The sequence below is a fragment of the Roseibium sp. AWQ4_254 genome (assembly GCF_056161025.1).
Genome location: NZ_JBSWYH010000009.1, coordinates 1 through 24,192 on the forward strand (window position 1 = coordinate 1; position 24,192 = coordinate 24,192).

The following is a 24,192-nucleotide window of genomic DNA, read 5'->3' on the forward strand; positions in this document are numbered from 1 at the left end:
ACCTTGCCACGACCAACGACCTTCCCATCCCGGTCCTTCACACAGAACGAAGTCTCTTCCTTCGAAACATCAAATCCAACATACTCTGACATGGTCACTCTCCTTTTATGCCTCTTGGGGCGTGTGCTACGACCCCGCATCATAGGCTCAGGAGAGTGGCCGCCGGAATTACGCTATGTATAAGCCTCACCCGCACCTCCGGTCCTCCAAACGCGCTTAAGGCCCGGGCATCTCCGCCCGGGGCCTTTGTGTGGTTCGCGTGAGGACTCTTCAGAGCCTGTGATCCCTCAGATCCGGTAGGCCGTTTGATCCGGCTGGGCCGCCAGAAGGGCGGATTTCAGCTTTTCCATGGCGCGGCTTTCAATCTGCCGCACCCGCTCCTTGGAGATACCGAGCTTTTCGCCCAGGGATTCCAAGGTAGCGCCGTCTTCGGACAGGCGCCGTTCTTTGACAATGCGCAGCTCCCGCTCGCTCAAAACTTTTAAGGCCGTCCACAGCCATTTCCGGCGCCGCTCCGCGTCAATACTGCCGGTGACGACTTCATCCGGCAGGGGCGCATCGGACACGAGGAAATCCTGCCGGTCGGCGCTGGAGCCTTCGCTATCAGTCACCGGCGCGTTGAGTGACGTGTCCGGACCGGACAGGCGCGCATTCATCAGGGCCACATCGGACTGCTTGACGCCTATGGCATCGGCGATCTTCTGATGCAGCTCGCTGTCGGTCAGCGGTGTCTGGTTACTGGACAATTTGGCGCGCAGGCGGCGCAGGTTGAAAAAAAGTGCCTTCTGTGACGAAGACGTTCCGCCGCGCACAATTGACCAGTTGCGCAGGATGTAATCCTGAATGGAAGCGCGGATCCACCACGTCGCATAGGTGGAAAAGCGCACCTCCCGGGCCGGCTCAAACCGGGCAGCTGCTTCCAGCAGGCCCACATGGCCTTCCTGAATGAGGTCACCGAGGGACAGGCCGAAATTGCGGAAGCGGGAGGCAACGGCAATGACCAGTCGCATGTGCGACAGGGACAGTTTCTCCAGCGCCTTCTTATCCCGGTTGTCCCGCCATCGGATCGCAAGCGCCTGCTCCTCCTCACGCGTGAGGTAGGGTGCTTTCATTGCCGCCTGAACCAATTGCCGTTTTTCACTTGCCGACATGACTGACGCTCCGATGTGATATCGGGAAACTACGTATCGAAGTGCAGGTTAGATCACTTCACTGACGTCAGGGCGTTGTTTTTTTGCACTTCTTTGTGATTGACGCGCGAGGTCTGGCAAAACCGGGCGGAGCCCCTTGGCAGAAACAGCCATGCAAGGGACGCAGGGCAAACAAAATGGGCCCGTCTTGCGAACGGGCCCATGGACTATGCGAGGGGCGGTTCCGCCTCCAGGATGCGGGGCGCAGCAGGACGCTGCGGATGCCCCCGGATCAGGCGGCTTCTTCTTTGTCCTCGTCCTCTTCTGCTGCAGCTTCCGCTTCTGCAGCGGCCTTGGCCCGGCTCGGAGACTTGGCAAGGTTCTGCTCGATCTGCTTGACCGCTTCGGTTTCGGAACATTTGTTCACCGCAGCGATTTCGCGGGCCATCCGGTCGAGGGCTGCTTCATAAAGCTGACGCTCGGAATAGGACTGTTCCGGCTGGCTCTCAGAGCGATAGAGGTCGCGGACGACTTCAGAAATCGCAATCAGGTCACCGGAATTGATCTTTGCTTCATATTCCTGGGCCCGGCGGCTCCACATGGTGCGTTTCACCCGCGGACGGCCGCGAACGGTTTCCAATGCCTTCTTGACCGCAGCCGGGTCGCCGAGTTTGCGCATGCCGACGGAGGCGATTTTCGCCACAGGCACGCGGAGGGTCATCTTGTCCTGCTCAAAAACGATGACGAGCAACTCCAAAGAGTGACCCGCAACGTTCTGCTCTTCAATAGCGGTAATCTGGCCGACGCCATGGGCCGGATAAACGATGTACTCGCCGGTTTTAAAACCTTGACGCTGCGCGGTCTTTTTGGTGTTCGTTGCCATACTCGTATTCTCTCCTGCGCAGTTTGCCGGTCCATTCGGACCTGTCTTGGGCCTCAAGAGGCCGCCTTGTCTTATGCGACACGAAACCGCCCGGCGGTCCATGGAAGGAACGCCTGTTGATATGCGGCGTGTCGGGGCTGGTCAGTCGACGATTTCCACGATAGAACCTTGGTCATTCAAGTGAGGTGCCGGGAGTCGACGCATCCGGGATCTCAAGAAACCGGAACACGTTGTGTAACTCCATTGCGGGGGTTGATCTCGTGGTTGGTGACTAATCTCTAATACGTAGCATAGTTTTGTGGAAAATTAAAGGGTTACCCTTTCGCGCTGCGCAAACACCGCGAAACGGCCGCATGATCGCCTTTACAATTCTTTGATTCTTATGTCTGAATCCAAACGGCCACGGGCCGGGATCCGGCCGCGGCGCACTGTCGCATGTTCAGGGCTGTGCCGAATCAGGACGGTGGATTCGGCGAAAAGAACTGTTCGAACTTGTTTTTCTTGCCGTCGAATTCCTCTGCCTCGGGCATCGGATCTTTCTTCTCGGTTATGTTCGGCCACTTCTCGGAATATTCTGCATTCACCTCGATCCACTTTTCAAGACCGGGTTCGGTGTCGGGAAGAATCGCTTCCGCCGGGCATTCGGGTTCACACACGCCGCAGTCAATGCATTCGTCCGGATTGATGACGAGGAAGTTCTCGCCCTCGTAGAAACAGTCCACCGGGCAGACTTCAACACAGTCGGTATATTTGCACTTGATGCAGTTGTCTGTGACGACGTAGGTCATCGGTATCCTCGCTGCGGGCCGGTGCGAACGCGTCCGGTTCTGACAATCCGAAGGCTCGTCCGGCAGGTCGTTGGTGTGCGGCGCCGTGCTGCGCTGCGCACTGAAAAATCTCTGATCGGTGTTGGGTATCGTTTTTGGCTGACACGCGCAAGCGCACAGGTTGACGGATTTTTGACCGAAAAGAGAAAGTTATTCTGTTTTCCGGCATCCGGCAGGATTTTGCCTCACGTGTCGTTACGGAAGGCGTCCATCTTGCGCCGCTCCCGCTTTGTGGGGCGGCCGGATCCTGCCTCCCGCTGGCCCGGCGCGGGCGGTGGCCGGGTCTCCCTGGGTGGCGGCGGCGGTGAGAGGTCCTCGTATAAGGTGCGCGCTTCTGCAAAGGGGCCGCGCCGTGTGCCGAGGGCGGCGATTTTCAACACCAGAACCCGGCGCTCCAGGCCAATGGTCAGGACATCTCCCAACCGCACGATCTTGCTGGCCGAGGAGATCTTGTCCTTGTTGATGCGCACATGGCCCGAGGTTGCCAGTTTCTGGGCCAGGGAGCGGGACTTGGTGACCCTGGCGTACCAGAGCCACTTGTCGACCCGCAGCCCCGGGCCATCCTCTTGTGTGCGCTCTCCGGGGATTACGTCTTGTCCTTGTTGTCCATATCCGCCTTCAGGGCCATCAGCGCTGCAAAGGGCGAATTCGGATCGATGGGCTTGTCTTTCGGTGGAGTGTTGCGCCGGTTGCCGCCGTCAAAGGAACGGTTGCCGCCCTGCTGGCCGCTCCGGCTTCGGTTCTGTCCCCCCTTGCCGCCACCTTTGCCTTGGCGTTTTTCGCCTTCGCCGCGCGGTCCGCCCTTGTGGCCCTGGCCCTTGCGGTTGTCGCCGCGGCGCTGGTCCTGGCGGCCGCGCGGGCGCCGGTCGTGCCGGCCCGGACGCCAGATTTCAAGGGTAACGGTCTCAAGCTCGGGCGCGTCTGCGCTGTCTGCAGCGGCGTCCGCCGTGTCTGTGGGCTGGGCCGCGCCGCCCTCCTGTGATGAGGTGTCCTGAGACGTCTGCGAAATGGCGGCAGCGGCAGTGTTCTCATCCGTGGCCGTGGCTGGATCGGTCGCCGGGGTTTCTGAAGCGGCAGCCTCTGCCGGGGGGGCGGTCTCGTTAGCGGCGGCGTCCGGTTCCTCAGCAAGCGTGTCTTCAGGCGCGGCTTCAGCCCGTGCGGCCGGGGCTGTTTCAGTCCCTGCTTCCGTCCCGGCGGGATCGGCCGCAGCGGCCTCAGGCGCAGCAGTGTCTGCCCCAGAGGCGTCTGCCAGCGCTGCAGTTTTGTCTGCAGCTTCGGGCTTGGCCGCGGCAGGGCGCTGGATTTCTTTGGTCTCCAGCCGGTAGCCGAGGGATTTCAGGACGGCAGAGAAGTCTTCTCCCGCGCAGCCCAGAAGCGAGGTCATGGCGACTGTGACGGTAAAGCCGCCGCCTTGTGCGATGGCGCCGTCCGGTGGGCTCACCTCCGCATCCAGTGGTTTCCAGGCAATCAGCGGCCGGATCAGATCCGCCAGACGTTCCAGAATGTCGACACGCACGGCTCTAGGGCCGCAGACCCGGAAGCCGACCACTTTGTAAAGGGACTTGTCGATGCTTTCATCGACGGGAATGGACGTGCGGCCGGAGGCGGACAGTTGCGGCAGTTCGGACATGCCGGCCATGTCAAGCGAGCCGTTTTTCAGCGCCCAGAGCTGGGCGAGAAGCTGGCTCGGGGCCGGTTTCAAGAGCGCGGGGACAAATACGGTATAGGCACCGAAGCGTACGCCGTGCTTGCGCAGGGAGGCGCGCATGTCCTGATCCAGCTGGCGGATTTCATCGGCTGCTTCCTGGCGTTCCAGAATGCCGAGCCCTTCCACGATACGGAAGGCAATGCCCCGCGCCAGACCTTCCAGCCCTTCACCGGCCTTCAGATCCGCAAGCGGCTTTAAAAGGGTTTCGATCTGCGCTTTGACCCACAGGTCGATGCGGGCCTGCACCGTGTCGCGGGCCGGGCCGGTCAGATGCTCGTCCGCTAGAAGAAGCGCCGTCGGTGCCAGCACATCTTCTCCTGCCACCAGCTTGGCCACCGGTTCGCCGCGCCAGCGGATGGCGGCTTCCGAGGTCAGCACGAAATCGCTGTTCTCGGATTTGCCCAGCTTGTCGGCACGGGTCTCGATTTCCGTTGTCAGGGCTTTCTGGGCGGCAGCGCGCACGGTCTTGCCGTCCGGGCCTTCGGCCCCGGCATCAGGGGCAAACCGGAAGCCAAGCAGGTTCCCGATGTGCTGACCTTCCACGAGCACATCGCCACTCGATGTAATTTCTGCTTCCAGCATTGCGTTCTCTCTCAAACGTCGCATCAATACACTTGTCCGCCGGTCAACGAAACGCTGTGTCAAGCGTTCGTGCAGGGCGTCCGATAATCTGTCTTCAATGTCGCGGGTTTCCCCCTGCCAATGGGCCGGATCGGCCAGCCAGTCAGGGCGATTGGCGACGTATGTCCAGGTCCGGATATGGGCAATCCGGTTTGCGAGAGTGTCGATATCACCATCCGTGCGGTCTGCGAAGGCCAATTGACGGGTGAACCAGTCATCCGCGATACGATTGTCCTGCATCAGATGCGTGTAGATGGTGCTCAGCAACTCTGCGTGGTTTGCCGGAGCGATCTTCCGATAGTCCGGGACCTGACACACGTCCCATAACAATTCAATTGCATTTTCGCCCCTTGCCAGCCCGGATATTACGGAATCCCGTAACAGATGTTCAAGTGCCGTAATGTCGTCGCCGGTCGGGGCCCGCGCAAGGCCCTCCTCGCGCGGGACAACGTCCAGGCTGGCCCGCAGGCGTGCAGCAGAGGAGAAGTCTAGCGAACTGTTGCGCCATTGCAGCACTTTCAGACTGTCGAACCGGTGGCTTTCGATCTGTTCGACCAGTTCGTCAGCCAGCGGCTCGACCCGGCCGGTCACCCCGAATGTGCCGTCCTGGGTGTGGCGCCCGGCGCGTCCGGCGATCTGGCCCATTTCGGAAGGGGTCAGCTGGCGGTACTGGTAGCCGTCATATTTGCGGTTGCCTGCAAAGGCGATGTGATGGACATCCAGATTGAGCCCCATGCCAATGGCATCCGTCGCCACCAGGTGGTCCACATCCCCGTTTTGGAACAACTCCACCTGGGCGTTGCGGGTGCGCGGGCTCAAGGAGCCGAGAACAACGGCGGCGCCGCCGCGCTGGCGGCGCAAAAGCTCGGCAATCGAATAGACTTCTCCGGCGGAAAAGGCGACCACGGCCGAGCGGGACGGCATGCGCGACACCTTGCGCGCGCCTGCATATTCGAGAATGGACATGCGCGGTCGGGTGATGACATTGAGGCCCGGCAGCAGCTTTTCCAGAAGCGGGCGTGCGGTCGCGGCCCCCAGAAGCAGCGTTTCGGCGCGGCCGCGCAGGTTCAAGATGCGTTCGGTGAAGACATGGCCGCGGTCCAGGTTTCCGGCCAGCTGCACTTCGTCGATGGCCACGAACTCGGTGTTGAGATCCAGCGGCATGGCTTCGACGGTTGACACCCAGAAGCGGGGCGCCTTCGGCACGATCTTTTCTTCGCCGGTCACAAGAGCCACCGCCTCCGTGCCCGCACGCTCCACGATGCGGCCATAGACTTCTCTTGCGAGCAAACGCAAGGGCAGGCCGATCAGCCCGGAGGGCTGTGCAAGCATGCGCTCAATGGCCAGATGGGTCTTGCCGGTATTGGTCGGGCCGAGAACTGCAGTCACGGTGCGTGATCTGGCGGACGGCGGCAGCGGCAACGTTTGGGGACGAGGCATGGAACTGATTGGTTACGGTCGGCTTTCTTCGGGCGCAGCGCCTATATCTAGTGCGGCGTATCTAGCACAGGCCGCACCGGCGTGTCGCCCTTTCTTTTGGGCGAATTTTCGCCGGACAGATATGGGGTGTTTTTCTGTGGAGAACGAGTCTGGAACAAACCGAAACCGAATCGCGGACTCTTTGTGATTCAGGATTTGTTCCCTACGAAATATAGTGATTTGTCTGATCTACGCCACGAAATCCTGAATCTCGTCAAGGATTTGAGTCGCTCGGCAGAAACAGCTGCGTCCGGAGGCAAAATCCTGTCAAGGGTTAATCTTGTGTGAAGCCGTGGTCCTGCCGGGTCCGCGCAGGTGTTTACGAACGGACACAGGGTGAACGAAACCCGGACGAATCGCTGATTTTTCTCTGTTTTGGGTTTGTTACAACAAGATCTGGTAGGTGCGCTGTTTGAAAGACCTATGAAAATCGGGCGAAAAAATCATAATCTGTGTTGCAGGCCGTAAAATGCCCGTTTCCGTTTCAAAATGAAGCGGTCTGTTTACGTTTCTAAGGTCAGCGGGCTTTTCGTTCCTGCTTTGGGCGTTTCCTGTTTTATGCAAAAAGGCAAGCCCGGTTTTGCGGCCATGGGTGCCGGGCCGGGCGTTTCACGGTCGGCAGGGCATTGTGCGGGATCAAAAATGCTGCACTGCACCTTTTTTGGCGGCAGCGCTTCTTGCGCGGCACTGGGGATTTTCCCTTTTTCTTTCAATATGTTGTTCAGGTGTGTGGGTGGCGTTCTGGCCTGCCTTTTGGGGCGCTTGCCCGTCCAGCCCTTTTCAAGAGCTTGAGAGCACAGTAGAAATCTGGCCGGGTTCAAATGTGCTTAGGCGTAACTTTGGGAGGAGAAGGCGTTTGGCGATTACCAAGATTCTCGTTGCGAACCGGTCTGAAATTGCGATCCGGGTGTTCCGGGCAGCCAATGAACTGGGGCTCAAAACCGTCGCGATCTATGCAGAACAGGACAAGCTGGCCCTGCACCGGTTCAAGGCGGACGAAGCCTATCAGGTCGGCAAGGGCCTTGGCCCGATCGAGGCCTATCTGTCCATTGACGAGATTATCCGGGTTGCCAAACATGCTGGCGCCGATGCCATTCATCCCGGCTATGGCCTGTTGTCGGAAAGCCCCGAATTCGTTGATGCCTGCGAGCAGGCAGGTATCACCTTCATTGGTCCGAAATCGGAAACGATGCGCCGCCTCGGCAACAAGGTGGCAGCGCGTAATCTGGCCATTGAGGCCGGTGTGCCGGTCATGCCGGCAACGGACCCGCTGCCAGATGATCTGAGCGAGATCAAGCGCCAGGCGCTGGAGATCGGCTACCCGGTCATGCTGAAAGCCTCCTGGGGCGGCGGCGGGCGCGGCATGCGGGTCATTCCTGACGAAGCCACGCTGGAAAAGGAAGTTGTTGCCGCCAAGCGGGAGGCCAAGGCTGCTTTCGGCAAGGACGAGATCTATCTTGAAAAGCTGGTCCAGCGCGCCCGCCATGTGGAGGTGCAGATCCTGGGGGACGGTGACACCGTCGTGCATCTGTTCGAGCGTGACTGTTCCATTCAGCGCCGCCACCAGAAAGTGGTCGAGCGGGCGCCCGCTCCCTATCTGGATGCGGCAAAACGGGAAGAGCTGTGCGGCTATGGCCTGAAGATCGGCCGGGCGGTGAACTATCGCGGGGCCGGAACCGTTGAGTTCCTGATGGATGCGGACACCGGGTCCGTCTATTTCATCGAGGTCAATCCACGGGTGCAGGTGGAGCATACGGTCACCGAAGAGGTCACCGGGATCGATATTGTCCAGGCGCAGATCCATATTGCCGACGGGGCGAAGATCGGAACGGCGGAAAGTGGCGTGCCGCCGCAAGCGGACATCTGCCTGAACGGCCATGCCATGCAGTGCCGGATCACTACGGAAGATCCGGAACAGAATTTCATTCCGGACTATGGCCGCATTACCGCCTACCGGGGCGCGACCGGCTTCGGCATCCGCCTTGACGGCGGCACCGCCTATTCAGGGGCGGTGATCACCCGCTTTTACGATCCGCTGCTGGAAAAGGTCACTGCCTGGGCGCCGACGGCGGAAGATGCGCGCAAGCGCATGGACCGGGCCTTGCGTGAATTCCGGATCCGGGGGGTGGCCACCAATCTGGTGTTTTTGGAAAACATCATCGGTCACCCTGATTTCCGGGCCAACAATTACACCACCCGTTTCATTGACGAAACTCCGGCCCTGTTCGAGCAGACAAGGCGCCAGGACCGGGCGACCAAGCTTTTGACCTATATCGCCGATGTGTCGGTGAACGGCCATCCGGAAACCAAAAGCCGGGTGCGTCCGCCCAAGGATGCGGCGGCGCCGGTTGTGCCGGATTTTGGCGACAACAGGCCGGCGGGCACCCGCCAGCTGCTGGACGATCTTGGCCCCAAGGGTTTTGCGGACTGGATGAAGGCGCAGCAACGGGCCCTTGTCACCGACACGACGATGCGCGATGCGCACCAGTCGCTGCTGGCAACCCGTATGCGCACCCACGATATCGTGGCCATTGCCGAGGCCTATGCGGCCGGGCTGCCCCAGCTTTTTTCCCTGGAATGCTGGGGCGGGGCAACGTTTGATGTTGCCATGCGCTTCCTTACCGAAAGCCCCTGGGAGCGGCTGCATCAGATCCGACAGAAAGCACCCAACATCCTGTTGCAGATGCTGCTGCGCGGGTCCAACGGGGTTGGATATACCAACTATCCGGACAATGTGGTCCGGTTCTTTGTCAAACAGGCCGCCGATAATGGCATTGACCTGTTCCGGGTGTTCGACTGCCTCAACTGGGTCGAGAATATGCGCGTTTCCATGGATGCGGTCCAGGAAGCGGGCAAACTGTGTGAAGGTGTGCTGTGCTACACCGGGGATTTGCTGGACAGCGCGCGGCCGAAATATGACCTGAAATATTATGTCGGCCTGGCCCGCGAGCTGGAGGCGGCCGGGGCGCATATTCTGGGCCTGAAGGACATGGCCGGCCTGTTGAAGCCGGAAGCGGCCAGGGTCCTGATCCGCACCTTGAAAGAGGAAACTGGCCTGCCGATCCATTTTCACACCCATGACACGTCCGGTATTTCGGCGGCAACGGTGCTGGCGGCTGTCGATGCCGGGGCTGACGCGGTGGACGCGGCCATGGATGCCCTTTCAGGGCTTACGTCCCAGCCCTGTCTCGGGTCGATCGTGGAAGCGCTCCGGGGCAGTGACCGGGACACGGGGCTGGAGGCGAAAACGATCCGTCAGATTTCCTTTTATTGGGAGGCGGTGCGCACCCAGTACCGGGCTTTTGAAAGCGATCTCAGGTTCGGGGCCTCGGAAGTCTACTTGCATGAAATGCCCGGCGGCCAGTTCACCAATTTGAAGGAGCAGGCCCGCTCGCTTGGCCTTGAGACCCGCTGGCACGAGGTGGCCCAGGCCTATGCGGATGCCAACCGGATGTTCGGGGATATCGTCAAGGTTACCCCGTCCTCCAAGGTGGTGGGCGATATGGCTCTCATGATGGTGAGCCAGGGGCTGACCTTGGAAGAGGTTGAAAGCCCGGACAAGGATGTGGCCTTTCCGGACAGCGTGGTGAAGATGCTCCACGGGGATCTGGGCCAGTCACCGGGAGGATGGCCGCAGGCACTGCAAAAGAAGGTTTTGAAAGGGGAAACGCCGATCACCGTGCGCCCGGGCTCGCTTCTGGAAGAGGCGGATCTGGAGGCGGAGCGCATAGACGCGTCGAGCGCCGCTGGCCGGGAGATCGATGATACGGATCTGGCCGCCTATCTGATGTATCCGAAGGTCTTCACCGATTTCGAAAAAGCCCAGCAGCAATATGGGCCGACCTCGGTTCTGCCGACCCCGGTCTATTTCTACGGCCTGGAACCGGGAGACGAGATTCTGGTGGATTTGGAGCCTGGCAAGACCCTGGTCGTGCGCTGCCAGGCGTTCGGGGAGACAGATGAAAAGGGAGAGAAGAAAGTCTTTTTCGAACTGAACGGCCAGCCGCGCATTGTCAAGGTGCCGGACCGGGCCCACGGGGCCACCGGGGCCGCCGCCATGCGCAAGGCGGAAGACGGCAATGCCGCCCATGTGGGGGCACCGATGCCGGGCGTCATCTCCACCGTCGCGGTTGCGGCCGGTCAGGAGGTCACGGCTGGCGACGTGCTGGTCTCGATCGAGGCCATGAAGATGGAAACTGCGCTTCATGCGGAGCGGGACGGCACGGTCAAGGAAGTGCTGGTGGCCCCGGGCACCCAGATCGATGCCAAAGATCTGCTTGTGGTGTTCGAAAGCTGAACGGGATTTTGTGGAAATATGGCTCGAAAAGCAGCTATCTCACTCGAAAGCTTAACAAAACTTGGTGCGAAGAAACTTGCTGAACTGGTTCTGAGCGAAAGCGGAAACAATGCTCCCTTCCGGAAGAAAGTGTCCGCAGCTCTTGCTGCGGACAAAGGACCGGAAGCTGTTGCAAAGATTGTTGACCGCCGATTGACTGCGCTGGAAAAGGCACGCAGTTTTATCGACTGGGACAAAGCGCGCGGCTTTCGGGACGATCTTGCTGCAACAGTGGAGGTCGCGTACGGAGAGTTGGGCAACGCGGCTCCCATGATGGGGGTTGACCGCCTCTTGCGGTTCGTTGCGACCCATGAAGAGGTTTTTTGCCGCGTGGATGATTCCGGCGGCAAAATTCAGGATGTCTACGAACAGGCCATTGAAAACATAGGCACGTTAACAGGGAGGCTGACACCGCAGGAAATAACGCTCCTGCCGGACAAGATCATGGCAGCGCTTGGAACAAGCAGCCATGGTTATCTTCCCATGGTGGCTGAGATGGCCGTTGAGCATTTGCCTGAGGATGTCCTGGCTTCGTGGGAGCAGGTTCTGGCGAAGCTTCAGAAGAAACAGGAAGCCGCAGAGGGGACGTCCAAGGGCCGTTTCTATTTTTCAATTGCGTCGCAATACCGGGATATCCGGCAGATGATCGCGTTACAGCAAAGTGATCTGGATACCATGATCGCCCTTGAGGAGACCAAGTCCCCGAACACTCAAGACATCCTTGGAATTGCGCAGCATTTGCTGAATGCCAGCCGCGCAGAGGAAGCTCTCGAATGGGTGAGAAGGGAAAAAACGGGTGGACTAAAATACTCTTCCTTTGCAGATCTTGCTGATAACTTGCCTGCCCGCGAAACTGCCTCGATCCGTAAAATGACGCTTGAAGCGGAGATCCTCAACGCGCTGGGGCAAGGGGACGCGGCCCAGTCGCTGCGCTGGTCGTATTTTGAGGAAACGCTGGAGGCTGACTGTTTGCGTGACTATGTGAACGCTCTGCCGGACTTTGATGAATTTGACGCGCTTGATCGCGCATTTGACCATGTTCTGGCCTCCGGGACCATTCACCGGGCGCTTCACTTTTGCCTGGAATGGCCGAAACTGGATCTTGCTGCCCGGCTGGTGATTGCCAATCGGGATGGCTGGGATGGCAGGCAGTACCAATTGTTGCCCTTTGCGGCAGAGGCGCTTGAAGAGGACTTCCCCCTGGCTGCCGCCCTTCTTTACCGTACGTTGATAAACGACGTTTTGGACAGCGGGCGGTCAAAAGCCTATGGCCATGCTGCAGGGTATCTCCTGAAGCTGGACGATCTGGCCGCACAGTCGGATCCGGAGGCTGCCGCCGTGAAAGGGGGGGAGACCCATGTCTCTTTCCGGGCTGGCTTGAAAAAGAAGCATGGCCGCAAGCATGGGTTTTGGTCGAAACTGGAATAGCAGTTCCTGAAGATACTTTTGGCTATTACTCCGCCGCCTTCAGCTGCGTGTGGCGGATGGGGGATGCGGCCGTTCCGATCCAAAGGTCCAAAAAGGCATCGAGCCACTTTTTGACGGCCGGGTCATAGACGAAACGGCCGGCGAAATGGTCCCGGCGGCGCTGGGCGCCTGGTAATTCCATGCGTGGGGCGGCTTTGGTGGTCCATTTGACCATCATCTTGTGGGTCAGCTCCGGGTGGAACTGGATGCCAAAGGCTGCCGGGCCGGCCCGGAGCGCCTGGTTGGGGTAGGTTGGCCCGCCGGCCAGAAGCTCTGCCCCGGCTGGACAGTCAAATCCTTCCCGGTGCCATTGATAGACCTTCTGGGGCCAGTCCATCAGCGCTTTGCCGGCCTCTGTCGGCAGCAAGGGATAATACCCGATTTCCACCAGCTGGTCGCGATGACCGGCTACCGTGCCGCCCAAATGCTTGACCATCATCTGGGCCCCGAGGCAAATGCCGAGAAACGGTTTTTCTTCCCGAAGAGGCACCTTGATCCAGTCGATTTCCTTTTGAACAAAGCCATCCGGATCGTTGGCGCTCATCGGCCCGCCGAAAATCACCGCGCCCGCATGGTCTGCCATCGTGTCCGGCAGGGCATCGCCGAAACGGGGTTTGCGGATGTCCAGGGTAAAGCCGCGCTTGATCAGCTCCTGACCGACGCGGCCGGGAGACGAGGTCTCCTGATGGAGCACAATCAGGACTTTCGGGCGGATATCAATTGAAACGGACTGCAATCTCATGGGGTAAATATGAGGGACGCGCTTTGAAAAAGCGAGCCCGGGCGCCCTGTCTTTTTTCGGAAACCAGTTCAAAAAGAGGATGTTGTCCGGACAGTGCGGACTTAAGAGCGGGACCGTCTCTTGAACTGTCAGTCGTGGTGGGGGGCGTCCGGTGCGGTCTGGGCCACCTTGTGGCGCAGCGTCATGCGGTCCCGGGTCGACACGCCCAAAAGCTCGGCCACCCGCCAGATGGTGTTGTCCTCGAATTCATGTACATGGCCGTCCGCATAGACGATCTGCCACATCATTTCGACAATGGCGAGCCGTTCGGTCTCATCGGTGGTGCGCTTCAGGACGGAGGTGAAGCCGTAAAGGTCAACCGCTTCCTCGTCCCGCTGTTTGGCCGCGGCAATCAGATCGGATGTTTCCGTCTCGGTGAGGCCGTAATGGCTTTTGAGGATTTCGCGGAGCTTGCTGCTTTCGCTTTCCTCTATCACGCCGTCAATATCGATCAGATGGAACAGGAGGGCGGCGGCGGCCAGGCGCGTGTCATCTTCGGCGAAGGTCTTGCCGCCGCTGTCTCCGAAGGTGATGTCCCTGACAAAGCTTTTCAACGCATTGAGCATGTCCCGGCCTTCCTGTTTCCCGATAGTCTGCCTGTCTTATACCAACTCAATTGATAGAGACCTATCAGATTGGTTTTGATCCCTTGAGATTGGTGTTCCAGTTACATGATTGTCAAAAACACATCAAAGCTTTGTTGACAGCCAGATAAACTTACATGGGAGCAGAATCCGGCATCTTTGCGTCATGTTCTTTGAATCGTTCTAAAGTATTGACAATTCTCAATTTATTTCTTGACTTTCAGTCTCATGAAATGGTTTCTCCAGTGCGTATATGGCGCTCCGAAAGCGGCCACCTTGTCCAAATTTCGCCTGCGGTCCCCCCCGTTTGGCCCAGGCACCTCAAGAGTTGGGATGGAACCATGACTTCCTTTAGAGCCGGTCTTTTGGCCGCAACCGCATTGATTGCAACGCCTGCTCTGGCCGCTGCCCCGGCCGATATCCTGTCGACCTATGGCGACGTGGCCCAGGCCGGGTATGAAGATTCCCTCGCCACAGCGAAGGACCTGAAAAAGGCTATCGACGCCCTGACCGCAGAGCCGAGCGAAGCCAATCTGGAGGCGGCCCGTGCAGCCTGGATTGCGGCCCGCAATCCTTATCAGCAGACTGAAGCCTATCGCTTCGGCAATGCCATTGTCGACGATTGGGAAGGCAAGGTGAATGCCTGGCCGCTGGATGAAGGTCTGATCGACTACGTTGATGCGTCCTATGGCGATGAATCGGAAGAAAACGATTTCTACGTGGCCAATGTGATCGCCAATCCAAGCCTGAAAGTGGGCGGCGAGACCATCGATGCCACCGAAATCACCGCCGATCTTCTGGCCAACACACTGCAGGAAGCCGGCGAAGTGGAAGCCAATGTGGCAACCGGCTATCACGCCATCGAGTTCCTGCTCTGGGGCCAGGACCTCAACGGCACCAATGCAGGGGCCGGCACCCGTCCGGCAACCGATTTCGACCCGGCAAACTGCACCGGCGGCAATTGTGAGCGCCGCATCCAGTACCTTCAGGCCGCAACCGATCTTCTGATTTCCGACCTTCAGGAAATGGCAAGCGCCTGGGCTCCGGGTGGCGCAGCCCGTGAAGAGCTGGCCGGCAAGGGCGAAACCGGCGGTCTGGCCACCATCCTGACCGGCATGGGCTCGCTCTCCTATGGCGAACTGGCCGGTGAGCGCATCAAGCTCGGACTGATGCTGCACGATCCGGAAGAAGAGCATGATTGCTTCTCCGACAATACGCACATGTCCCACTACAATGATGTTGTCGGCATCCGGAACGTCTATTTCGGACAATATAAGAGCCCGGTTGGCAATGACGTCGATGGCGCCTCGATTGCGGATCTCGTTGCCGCAAAGGACCCGGCTCTTGCCGAGGAAATGAAGACCAAGCTGGACGCCACCCTGGCAGCTTTTGAGGTCATGAAGGCCCGCGCCGAAGGCGGTGAAGCCTATGACCAGATGATTGGCGAAGGCAACGAAGAAGGCAATGCCGTGGTTCAGGCCGCCGTTGATGCGCTGGTCGACCAGACCGCATCCATCGAGCGCGTCGTCAAAGTTCTTGAGCTCGACGAGATCGCCTTTGAAGGTTCCGACAGCCTCGACAACCCGGGCGCTGTCTTCGAGTAAGCAAAATCCCCCGTCAGGCGGCCTCGGGTCTGCCTGACGGGTCCTCCGCGGTTTGGGGAGCGCGGAGAAAGATCAGGATGCGATTTATGTCACTGGGCCCCCGGCTGCGCCTGTTGTGCTGCGCCAGCCTGTTTTTGTTTTTTGGTGCCGCGGCCCCGTTTGCAGGGGACCTTGTCTCCCACAGGGATGATCTGTCGGACGAGGACAAGGCCAAGGTTAAAGCGGTTTTGAAACCCGCCACGAGTTTCAGCGAGCCGGAGCGGTTCGAGCCCATGCAGGGTGGCGCCGGCACGTCGAAAAAGCGCCTGAACCGGGATGCTTTTTCCCATTCCAATGACAATCTGACTTTCGAGGAAGAGCACGCCTTCAAGCTCGGCAACGGGCTGTTCAAGAAGCTTTGGGCGTCGTCTCCGTCTTCTACCCTGGCGTCGGACGGGCTGGGACCGCTCTTCAATGCCCGCTCCTGTCAGGGGTGCCATCTGAAGGACGGCCGGGGCCGTCCGCCCCTGCCGGGCGACGAGGCGGTCTCGCTGTTTCTGCGCCTGTCGATCCCGCCGCAAACGCAGGCGCAGTGGGACGCCCTGGCGGCAAAAGACATTCTGCTTGTGCCCGAACCCACCTATGGTAGCCAGCTGCAGACCTTTGCCGTTCCGGGCCTCTCAGGAGAAGGCCGGTTCGACATTGAGCTTGAAGAGATCGAAGTCCCGCTGAAGGGCGAAGACAGTGCCGTCTTGAAAAAACCGGTTTACCGGCTGCGGGATCTTGGCTTCGGGGAGATGCATCCGGATACGTTGATGTCACCGCGTGTTGCCCCGCCGATGATCGGGCTTGGGCTGCTTCAGGCGGTTCATCCGGCGGACATTCGCGCGCTGGCCGATCCGCAGGATCTGGATGGCGACGGCATTTCCGGCAAAGTCAGCACCGTGCGCGATCCGGCAACCGGGAAGCTGACCCTTGGCCGGTTCGGCTGGAAAGCCTCCAACCCGACCATCCGCGCGCAGACCGCCGGGGCCTTTTCCGGCGACATAGGAATCAGTTCGCCGGACAAGCCGGACAATTACGGCGACTGCACAAAGGCGCAGGCTGCGTGCCGGACGCTACCCCATGGGGAACAGGCCCATCTGGGTGTCTCGGAGGCACCGGACCCGGTCATGGATCTGGTGACCTTCTATTCGGAGAACCTTGCCGTGCCGGTGCGGCGCAAGGCAGGCGACCCGCAGGTTCTGCGGGGCAAGAAGATCTTTTACGAGGCCGGATGCCCGGCCTGTCATCATCCCAAATTCGTGACCAGCCGGGAGGCGGCCAATCCGGCCCATCGGTTTCAGCTGATCTGGCCCTATTCGGACCTGCTGCTGCACGATATGGGCGAAGGGCTGGCCGATCAGCGCCCGGTGGGGGACGCGGGTGGCCGGGAATGGCGCACTCCGCCGCTCTGGGGCATTGGCCTTACCGAAATGGTGAATGGCCACACACGGTTCTTGCATGACGGAAGGGCACGCAGTCTACTGGAGGCTATTCTATGGCATGGGGGCGAGGCGCAAGAGGCCCGGGACACGGTTGCAGACCTGTCTCCGGAAGACCGCCGGTCCCTGATCCGATTTCTGGAGTCACTTTGATGCGTTTCTTTGTTTTGGCGGCTGTTGCCGCCAGTCTGGCTGTCCCCGCCGGGGCGGCGGATTTCAACCCGCCGCTCGAGAGCCTCATTATCGGCTTTGTCCGCCCGGCAGCCTCAGGCTTTGCGGAAACGGCGGCCTCCTTGCCTGCAGCGGTCACGGCCATCTGTCAGGATCACAACGCGGCGACGGCCACGGACCTGGCTCAGAGCTTTTCGGCCACGGTTGAGGATTTCTCCCGGCTTCATTTTTTGCGCTTCGGTCCGCTTTTGACAGATGACCGCATTAACCGGCTGGCCTTCATGCCCGATACACGCGGCACGGCGCAGCGGCAGATCCGGAAATTCTATGCAAGCGGGGAGGCCGAAGCCATTACAGCCGACACGCTGAAGGACAAAAGTGTTGCCCTCCAGGGGCTGACGGCATTCCAGCTTGTGGCCTTTTCCAAGACCGGTGCTCCTGTGCTTGGGGCGCAGGGCAAGCACAAGGACCAAACCTGTGCCTATGCCTTGGCGATTGCGGAAAATGTCGCCGGGATTGCACAGGCTGTCTCGCTTGACTGGTCGGACCCGGATGGCTACAGCGCGCTGCTTTTGTCCGCCGGGCCGGACAATGAGAGGTTCAGAACGTCCAAGGAGGCGATCGAGTTTGTCTTCAACAGCCTCGTGACCGGCCTGATCATCGCCCGGGATCAGGACATTCTTCCCGCGCTTGGCACCTCCCGGGACAAAGCCAAGCCGCGCCGGTTTCCGTTTTCCCGCTCCGGAAACAGCATCCGCTTTCTCTCCGGCGAACTCAGCGGTATTCACGATGCGGTGTCGAGCCTTGAGTTGAAAGACATGACTCCCGATGAGTTCAAATGGATCTTCGGCACCCTGTCCTTTGAACTTGGCAATGCGCAGACGCTGCTTGGCAAGCTGCAGCCTCCCCTGCGCAAGACGTTTCTGGAAGGCGAGGCCTATGAGCAGGTGTCGGTGCTGGCAATCACCCTCCAGTCGGTCCGGGACACGTTGGCGCTGGAACTGGCGGGCGCGCTGGATCTTGCAGGAGGCTTCAATGCCCTTGACGGTGACTAAACGGCTTGGCTTTTCCCGGCGCAGCTTCCTGTCGGCCCTGGGCGGGCTGGCCGCATCTGCGGCCTTTTCCGGCTCCGCGCTGTCAGAAAGCCTGCTGGACAAAAGCGCGGGGGATGACGCGCTTTTGTTCGTCAGCGCCTATAAACAGTCCGATGGCACCTATGGCATCGGCCTTTTGAATGACTATGGCGAAGTGCTGGCCAGGATCAGCCTGCCCGGGCGGGGCCATGGGGTCGCGGTCTCTCCGGACCGCAAGCGCCTGGTGGCCTTTGCCCGGAGGCCGGGTACGTTTGCGCTTGTGATCAGGCCCTATGAGAACACGTCACCGGATGTGATCGCCGCTGCCGGCGGGCGCCATTTTTACGGGCATGGCTGTTTTTCGGCGGATGGTCGGCTGCTCTATTCGGCCGAAAACGACTTTGAGGCCGCCAGAGGGGTTCTGGGGGTCTATGATGTCAGTGGCCGGACTGCCAAACGGATCGGTGAACTGGACACATTCGGCATCGGCCCCCACGATCTGGCGCTGGCACCGGACGGGCGGACCCTCGTGGTCGCCAATGGGGGCATTGAAACCCATCCGGACAGGGCGCGGGAGAAACTCAATCTCGGCACCATGCGCCCGTCGGTTGTTTTCATTGACGCGCAGACCGGGGATCTTCTGGCCGAGCACCGGCTGGACCCGTCCCTGCATCAGCTGTCTTTGCGGCACATGGCGCTGGACGGGGCCGGGCGCGTCTGGGTCGGGGGGCAGTTTGAAGGTTCGGAATCACAGACGCCGCCTCTGGTTGCCGTGGTGTCCCGGGACGAGGGCGTGCAGCTGACCGGCATTCCGGACGCGATAGCGGCAACGCTTCAAAATTACATCGGCTCGGTTACCGCCAGTGCAGATGGCGAAGTGGTTGCCACTTCCGCCCCGCGCGGTGGCAAGACCCTGTTCTGGCATGCGCAAACCGGGGCGTTTCTCGGGGCCCAGTCGATTGCCGATTGCTGCGGTGTGGCACCGGCTGCGCAAGGCTACTTCCTGATTTCCGATGGAAACGGGGGCTTGTCGCTGGTGAGTGAGCCGGAGACACCGGCCGACATCCTGTCCCGCCCGGCCGGATTCGCCTGGGACAATCACATGGTGCGCATCGGATAAGTGACCGCATGCCGCGAGTGGACGTAGCGCTCTCTTGCGGTTTTTGAAAATTTCGCGCTTTTGCCAAAAACAAAGGGCAGTGTGCTCCAGCACCCGTTTGGGCTACATTGTGGCCGATTCGTTAAGGGAGACGCTCAGATGAGACGGCTTTTGGCCGGACTTGGTGGTCTGGTGATTGTATTGGTGACGATCGTTCTGGTCGTTCCCTTTTTCCTGCCCAAGGACGAAATCAAGCGCCAGGTGGTCGCGGAAGTCGACAAGCGGCTGGGCTGGCGGGTTCGTCTGGACGGGCCGGTATCGCTGTCCCTGTTCCCCAGTTTCACGCTGGACGCCCGGGATATCGGAGTGTCCGGTGAAGCAGGCGCGGACGGGATCGAGTTTGCCAAAGCGGAGCGGATGGAATTCGGACTGGCCTGGAGCGGACTGATTTCCGGGAATATCCGCGTCACCGGCATCCGGCTGGACGCGCCTGACATTCATCTGGAAGTGAGCCCAAGCGGGGCAACCAGCTGGGAACCCAGGCGCGAACTGGGGCTTGAAGAGGGATCTGACGCTGCCTTGCCCGCAGAGGAGGACGGAACTTCCCCGCAAACCGCTGATCAAACCCCCTCCGGTACGCCCGCCGCCAGCAGCAGTTATCTGAAAAGCATCGGCGTTGACCGGCTGGACATCAGCGGCGGTACGCTCACCTACAAGGCCCCCGGCCAGGAGGCTCCTCTTGTCATCAGCAATCTGGACCTGAGCCTGACGGCGCCTGATCTCAGCGGCGAAGTGGATCTGACCTCAAGCTTTAGCTTGCAGGAGGTTCCGGTTGACGTAGAGGGCCAGCTTTCCAACCCGCTGGGGCTTGCGGCCGGCGATCAGGTGCCGGTCAGTCTGACCGTATCGAGCGGGGACAACACGGCAACCGTACGCGGGGAAGCCGGGTTGCATCCGGCCCGGGCCGCGCTGGATATTACCGCCACGGGTCCGTCGCTGAAGGCGCTGGCGGCGCTGGCCGGTCAGGATCTGGCCGCAGACCCGGGGGCCTATTCCCTGGATGCCAAGCTCTCGGGAACGGAAGCGGTTCTGTCTCTGGCGGATCTTCATGTGCTGCTCGGCAAGCTTTCCCTAGGCGGGGCGGCGGATGCAGATCTCTCCGGTCTGGTGCCGGAAGTGTCCGGCCGTCTGGTTCTGAAAGACGGGTCCATCAAGGATCTGTTGCTTCTGGCCGGCAAAGACCTGCCCGCAAGCGGCACGCTGGGGGCGGATCTGGCCTTTGAAACCGCTGGTCTGACAGGGACGGAGTTGCTGGCCGGGCTCGATATGAACGGGTCTCTTGCCATTTCGCAAGGCCGGGTCGGCGGGTTGGGACTGGCTTCGGCGGTCGGTGATCCAGCTGCGGACGAGCTGACGGATCTGGCTTTGGATGTGGCGCTCAAAGGGCTGGACCAGCCCGTCTCTTTAAGCGGTGCCCTGGCCTGGCGCGGCGAAGCGTTCAGCGTGAAAGGCGAGGTCAGTTCCGCCAAATTGCTTGGCGGTGAGGCCGCGCCAGTCTCTGTTTCCCTTAAAAGCAACCGGTTTGGCGCCGGGTTCAACGGGCAGGTGGCCCTGCCCGGGCAGATCGATGGGGCCGTGAGCGTGGAAACGGCGGATCTGCGCGGGCTGATGGCCTGGATGGGCCAGCCTTTGGGTGCAGGCGGCGGCTTGAAGGCCTTCAAGGCCTCCGGCATTTTCGGGGTCCAGCCGGATGCGATTTCCTTTGAGGAAACCCGGTTCATGCTCGACAGCACCAGCGGTGAGGCCAATGGCCGGATTGCCTTTGGCGGCAAGCCGAAAGTGACCGCCCGGCTGGCCCTGCGCGAATTGGTGCTGGATCCGTATCTTGGCGGCGGCGGCAACCAAGGCGGAAGCGGGTCTTCCGGGGGGGCTGCGGCGTCCGGGTCTGGCGGCGGAGCCGGGAGCGCGTCTGCAAGCGGGGCTGCGCAAGGAACGAGCGGCTGGAGCACAGCGCCGATCGACTTCAAGGGCCTACAGGCCGTTGACGCGGATTTCAAAGTCACGGCCCGGGAAATCCGTCTGGACAAGATCAAGACCGGCGAAAGCGCGCTCTCCGTGGCCATTCAGGACGGCGTTCTGACCGCCAATCTTGACAAGCTTTCCCTATATGACGGGGCGGGCACGGGCGCTGTTACCCTCAACGGCGCGTCCGCGGTGCCGGAACTGTCTGCGGCTTTCAACCTGTCCGGCTTGAACAGTTATCCGCTTTTGCGCGACGCGGCCGGGTTTGACTGGATCGAGGGCAAGGCGCAGATTGACCTGGATGTGACCTCCAGGGGGGGCTCGGAACAGGCGCTGGTTCAGGGTCTGAACGGCACGGCGGGCTTCCAGTTTACCGACGGCGCGGTCAAGGGCGTCAACATTCCCAAAATGGTGCGCGGGCTGTCGGTGGAAACCCTGCTGGGCTGGCAGGAAAACGCAGCTGAAAAGACTGATTTCAATTCTCTGTCCGCTTCATTCCGCATCGAAAACGGCTTGGCCACCAGTGAGGATCTGGCAATGGCCGGGCCCTTGCTGCGCATGAGTGGCAAGGGCACGACGGATCTGCCGCAGCAGAGCCTCAACTGGCGGGTGGAGCCGGTGATTGTCCCAACCCTGGAAGGCCAGCCGCCCATGCCCCGGCGCAAGGGGGAAGACAAGAAAATGGCCGGGCTCGGCGTGCCAATCGTGATTGAGGGTCCCTGGGCGGACCCGAAAATCTATCCGGATATTGCCGGCATCCTGAAAGACCCGAAAAAAGCCTATGAAACCTTGAGATCCTCCGGTGGCGAGCTGATGTCCATCCTGCAGGGCGGCAAGGATGTCCCGCAAGGGCTGGTGGATACGGCCAATGAGGCCCTTCAGCGCGCAACGGGCGGCAGCACCCAGATCGATGTGCAGAAGGTCATTGACGGGGAGGTCGACGACGAAGAGGTGTTGCAGGCGGTGGAAGAGGGCTTCGGCCTGCCCGCCGGTCTGCTGGGTTCGGTCTTTGGCAAGAAAAAGAAGACAGAGGAATAGGGGGCGGCGAGGGACCCTGCCTCCCGGTCTCTGTCCTCTGCGTTCTCCCGACGGCCGCGGGAATTACGCTACGTATTAGTACCAGAACCCGTCCCGCCGCCAGATTGTGAAGAGTTTGCGGACGGGTGGGGCCGGGGTTCCAGATGAAATGGTGAATTGCCGCCCGCCGTTCTGGGCCTTGCCGCCGGTCTGGCGCAAGACGACATATTGATTGCATTGAGGGCCGAGAGCTTCCCCGCTGGAACTTTGGCACATGTCGATCATGACGGCTTTGTCGTCAATTTTGTACCAGATCCAGTCCACAAGGGCGACGTGGCCGTCCCAGATCATGAAGTCCAGGGGCTTTACTTCTGAAACGTCATCTATGTTAATCTTGCAGATCCTGGTCGGATACAGCTCGGGAACCGCTTTCTCGTATTTGGCCTGTTCGCCGACCCAAATCATGAAGTTCTGCACGAAGCCGATGCAGTCCATCCCGAAGAAGCGGTCCTTGACCATTTCCTGCAATGCTGCCCGGTCCGACATCTTGTCAAAATAGAGCCGTTTGATTTTTCCGGTCTTGCGTACATCCTTGGTGCCGTCCTTGTGTGCCCGGCCACACACTTCCACTGTCCACTTGTCCAGAAGCTCCTTGTTGGTCAGCATGAAGTTCCAGATCGCAACAAACGTCTTGTCATTGCCTTGTCCCTTCAGGGCCTTGTCGAGTTCGCTGCCGCCCACATGCTGGTTTAGCGTGATGCCGTGTTTGTTCTTGATCCAGCGGAAGTTCTTGAAAAAGCTATGCACGCTGTCATTGCCGCCATTGGAGCGTGTCTGGCAAAGGTACTGGTTGAGTGCTACGGGGCCAGCTCCGGTCTGCAGCCCCGGATTGATCAGGTGGTCCACATATTCATAGGGCAGGAAAAAGGCTTCGGCCAAAGGTGTCCTCCATCACTGTCGGAAGACCGTAGCAAGCTGCCGCAAGGTCCGCTTGAGTGGATCTACTCAAATTTCGTCAGCGCCTGCACATTGATTGGTTTCGGGGCAGACGGGGCGGGGCTAGGATTTGGTTTGGAAGGCAGAAAGGACGGAAAGACATGGCACAGAAGACCAGACTTTTGGTGCGGGCGGACGATGCCGGCTCCTGCTGGGCGTGCAATCTCGGCTGCCTGACAGCGTCAACGGAGGGAATTGCGCGCAGCGTGGAAGTGATGATGCCCTGTGGCTGGGTCACCCACGCGGCAGAGCTGTTTGCCAGGCAGCCGGACATTGATATCGGCATTCATTTGACCCTGACGAGCGAATGGGACGCGATCAAATGGCGGCCGTTGACGGCTTCCAAAAGCCTGGTGGATGAGACCGGTCACTTCCCTCCCTTGCTCACCCCGAGAGCGGGGGACGGGCGCCGCAGCCTGCAAGACTGTGACTGGCGCCTGGAAGAGATTGCCGCCGAACTGGATTCCCAGATCCAGCTGGGGCTGCGGCTGTTTCCGCAAGCCTCCCATGTCAGTGCTCATATGGCGGCGGGGTTTTCCAGTTTCGATCAACGGGTGGGGCAAGCCGTTGCGGATCTCTGCCAGCGCTATGGTTTGATGGAGGATCCGTTTGCTCACGGCCTGCCGCGCTTTCCCGGATATCCGAAACATCCCTGCACAGTGCAGGCACGGGTGACTGCTTTTGCCGAGGGGCTGGCGCATTTGGAGCCCGGACAAACCTATATCTTCATTGATCACCCTGCAGCAGACAGTCCGGATCTGACAGACATGGGCCATGAAGGTTATGAGGATGTGCGCGACGACCGGGTGTCCTGTCTGGCCACCTTGACCGATCCGGTCGTGCTGCAGGCAATTGAAGACCGCCAGATCGAACTGATCAGCTACAGGGACCTTCAGGCTGTTTAGACCGGTTGGAACTTCTGCTTGTCACT

The 24,192-nt window shown here is 60.3% G+C and carries 17 protein-coding genes; 8 read left to right on the top strand and 9 right to left on the bottom strand.

The features are described from left to right. Positions 1 to 287: 287 nt before the first annotated feature. The 6 genes from ACXAIC_RS08450 to ACXAIC_RS08475 all read right to left on the bottom strand — a co-directional run bounded on the left by ACXAIC_RS08450 (position 288) and on the right by ACXAIC_RS08475 (position 7,361). Positions 288 to 1,151: an RNA polymerase factor sigma-32 gene (locus ACXAIC_RS08450; protein ID WP_475175759.1), complete on the bottom strand. Its 864-nt coding sequence runs from the start codon at positions 1,149 to 1,151 to the stop codon at positions 288 to 290. 271 nt (positions 1,152 to 1,422) lie between these two features. Beyond that, positions 1,423 to 2,013 carry a CarD family transcriptional regulator gene (locus ACXAIC_RS08455; RefSeq protein WP_475175763.1) on the bottom strand — a complete coding sequence of 197 codons (591 nt, stop codon included), beginning with the start codon at positions 2,011 to 2,013 and terminating at the stop codon, positions 1,423 to 1,425. A gap of 455 nt (positions 2,014 to 2,468) precedes the next feature. Next, positions 2,469 to 2,801, bottom strand: a complete 333-nt coding sequence (fdxA, locus tag ACXAIC_RS08460) for a ferredoxin FdxA (RefSeq protein ID WP_475175767.1) — start codon at positions 2,799 to 2,801, stop codon at positions 2,469 to 2,471. A gap of 224 nt (positions 2,802 to 3,025) precedes the next feature. Continuing rightward, positions 3,026 to 3,391, bottom strand: coding sequence for an RNA-binding S4 domain-containing protein (locus tag ACXAIC_RS08465; RefSeq protein WP_475176405.1), 366 nt, complete (start codon positions 3,389 to 3,391; stop codon positions 3,026 to 3,028). A 35-nt stretch (positions 3,392 to 3,426) separates the two neighbouring features. Further along, positions 3,427 to 6,609: a helicase-related protein gene (locus ACXAIC_RS08470; RefSeq protein ID WP_475175772.1), complete on the bottom strand. Its 3,183-nt coding sequence runs from the start codon at positions 6,607 to 6,609 to the stop codon at positions 3,427 to 3,429. 542 nt (positions 6,610 to 7,151) lie between these two features. Beyond that, positions 7,152 to 7,361, bottom strand: a complete 210-nt coding sequence (locus tag ACXAIC_RS08475; protein WP_475175775.1) for a hypothetical protein — start codon at positions 7,359 to 7,361, stop codon at positions 7,152 to 7,154. 143 nt (positions 7,362 to 7,504) lie between these two features. Between ACXAIC_RS08475 and pyc the strand changes: the two genes are divergently transcribed. After that, positions 7,505 to 10,945, top strand: coding sequence for a pyruvate carboxylase (pyc, locus tag ACXAIC_RS08480; protein WP_475175779.1), 3,441 nt, complete (start codon positions 7,505 to 7,507; stop codon positions 10,943 to 10,945). Positions 10,946 to 10,963: 18 nt separating this feature from the next. Continuing rightward, a complete protein-coding gene (locus ACXAIC_RS08485) occupies positions 10,964 to 12,412 on the top strand; it encodes a DUF6880 family protein (protein WP_475175784.1) in 1,449 nt (482 codons plus the stop codon). 25 nt (positions 12,413 to 12,437) lie between these two features. Here the strand turns inward: ACXAIC_RS08485 and ACXAIC_RS08490 are convergent, their stop codons facing one another. Continuing rightward, the gene (locus ACXAIC_RS08490; RefSeq protein WP_475175788.1) at positions 12,438 to 13,193 is read right to left on the bottom strand and encodes a glutamine amidotransferase; all 756 of its coding nucleotides are present in this window, start codon (positions 13,191 to 13,193) and stop codon (positions 12,438 to 12,440) included. A gap of 128 nt (positions 13,194 to 13,321) precedes the next feature. Continuing rightward, positions 13,322 to 13,798, bottom strand: a complete 477-nt coding sequence (locus tag ACXAIC_RS08495) for a tellurite resistance TerB family protein (RefSeq protein WP_475175793.1) — start codon at positions 13,796 to 13,798, stop codon at positions 13,322 to 13,324. Positions 13,799 to 14,157: 359 nt separating this feature from the next. Between ACXAIC_RS08495 and ACXAIC_RS08500 the strand changes: the two genes are divergently transcribed. From ACXAIC_RS08500 to ACXAIC_RS08520, 5 genes are all read left to right on the top strand, one after another. Next, positions 14,158 to 15,420 (top strand): imelysin family protein, encoded by a 1,263-nt coding sequence (locus ACXAIC_RS08500; protein WP_475175797.1) that lies wholly within the window; start codon positions 14,158 to 14,160, stop codon positions 15,418 to 15,420. Positions 15,421 to 15,506: 86 nt separating this feature from the next. Further along, a complete protein-coding gene (locus tag ACXAIC_RS08505; RefSeq protein ID WP_475175801.1) occupies positions 15,507 to 17,036 on the top strand; it encodes a di-heme oxidoreductase family protein in 1,530 nt (509 codons plus the stop codon). Then, entirely contained in the window at positions 17,036 to 18,109 is a 1,074-nt protein-coding gene (locus ACXAIC_RS08510; protein ID WP_475175805.1) for an imelysin family protein, read from the top strand. Before ACXAIC_RS08505 ends, ACXAIC_RS08510 begins: the two co-directional genes overlap by 1 nt. Continuing rightward, positions 18,090 to 19,247, top strand: coding sequence for a DUF1513 domain-containing protein (locus ACXAIC_RS08515; protein WP_475175808.1), 1,158 nt, complete (start codon positions 18,090 to 18,092; stop codon positions 19,245 to 19,247). The genes ACXAIC_RS08510 and ACXAIC_RS08515 overlap by 20 nt, the downstream gene beginning before the upstream one ends. 138 nt (positions 19,248 to 19,385) lie before the next feature. Continuing rightward, entirely contained in the window at positions 19,386 to 22,286 is a 2,901-nt protein-coding gene (locus ACXAIC_RS08520) for an AsmA family protein (protein WP_475175812.1), read from the top strand. Between the two features lie 75 nt (positions 22,287 to 22,361). Here ACXAIC_RS08520 and ACXAIC_RS08525 read toward each other — a convergent pair whose 3' ends face one another. After that, positions 22,362 to 23,204 carry a hypothetical protein gene (locus tag ACXAIC_RS08525; RefSeq protein WP_475175815.1) on the bottom strand — a complete coding sequence of 281 codons (843 nt, stop codon included), beginning with the start codon at positions 23,202 to 23,204 and terminating at the stop codon, positions 22,362 to 22,364. A gap of 158 nt (positions 23,205 to 23,362) precedes the next feature. On the opposite strand from ACXAIC_RS08525, the gene ACXAIC_RS08530 reads away from it, so the two are divergent. Further along, on the top strand, positions 23,363 to 24,166 hold the full coding sequence (locus ACXAIC_RS08530) for a ChbG/HpnK family deacetylase (RefSeq protein ID WP_475175820.1): 804 nt from the start codon (positions 23,363 to 23,365) through the stop codon (positions 24,164 to 24,166). Positions 24,167 to 24,192 lie beyond the last annotated feature (26 nt).

Coding starts and splice junctions, on each gene's coding strand:
- ACXAIC_RS08510 (WP_475175805.1), top strand. CDS start 17,036: ATGCGTTTCTTTGTTTTGGCGGCTGTTGCCGCCAGTCTGGCTGTCCCC.
- ACXAIC_RS08455 (WP_475175763.1), bottom strand. CDS start 2,013: ATGGCAACGAACACCAAAAAGACCGCGCAGCGTCAAGGTTTTAAAACC.
- ACXAIC_RS08490 (WP_475175788.1), bottom strand. CDS start 13,193: ATGAGATTGCAGTCCGTTTCAATTGATATCCGCCCGAAAGTCCTGATT.
- ACXAIC_RS08485 (WP_475175784.1), top strand. CDS start 10,964: ATGGCTCGAAAAGCAGCTATCTCACTCGAAAGCTTAACAAAACTTGGT.
- ACXAIC_RS08505 (WP_475175801.1), top strand. CDS start 15,507: ATGTCACTGGGCCCCCGGCTGCGCCTGTTGTGCTGCGCCAGCCTGTTT.
- ACXAIC_RS08515 (WP_475175808.1), top strand. CDS start 18,090: ATGCCCTTGACGGTGACTAAACGGCTTGGCTTTTCCCGGCGCAGCTTC.
- fdxA (WP_475175767.1), bottom strand. CDS start 2,801: ATGACCTACGTCGTCACAGACAACTGCATCAAGTGCAAATATACCGAC.
- ACXAIC_RS08530 (WP_475175820.1), top strand. CDS start 23,363: ATGGCACAGAAGACCAGACTTTTGGTGCGGGCGGACGATGCCGGCTCC.
- ACXAIC_RS08450 (WP_475175759.1), bottom strand. CDS start 1,151: ATGTCGGCAAGTGAAAAACGGCAATTGGTTCAGGCGGCAATGAAAGCA.
- ACXAIC_RS08495 (WP_475175793.1), bottom strand. CDS start 13,798: ATGCTCAATGCGTTGAAAAGCTTTGTCAGGGACATCACCTTCGGAGAC.
- ACXAIC_RS08520 (WP_475175812.1), top strand. CDS start 19,386: ATGAGACGGCTTTTGGCCGGACTTGGTGGTCTGGTGATTGTATTGGTG.
- ACXAIC_RS08500 (WP_475175797.1), top strand. CDS start 14,158: ATGACTTCCTTTAGAGCCGGTCTTTTGGCCGCAACCGCATTGATTGCA.
- ACXAIC_RS08470 (WP_475175772.1), bottom strand. CDS start 6,609: ATGCCTCGTCCCCAAACGTTGCCGCTGCCGCCGTCCGCCAGATCACGC.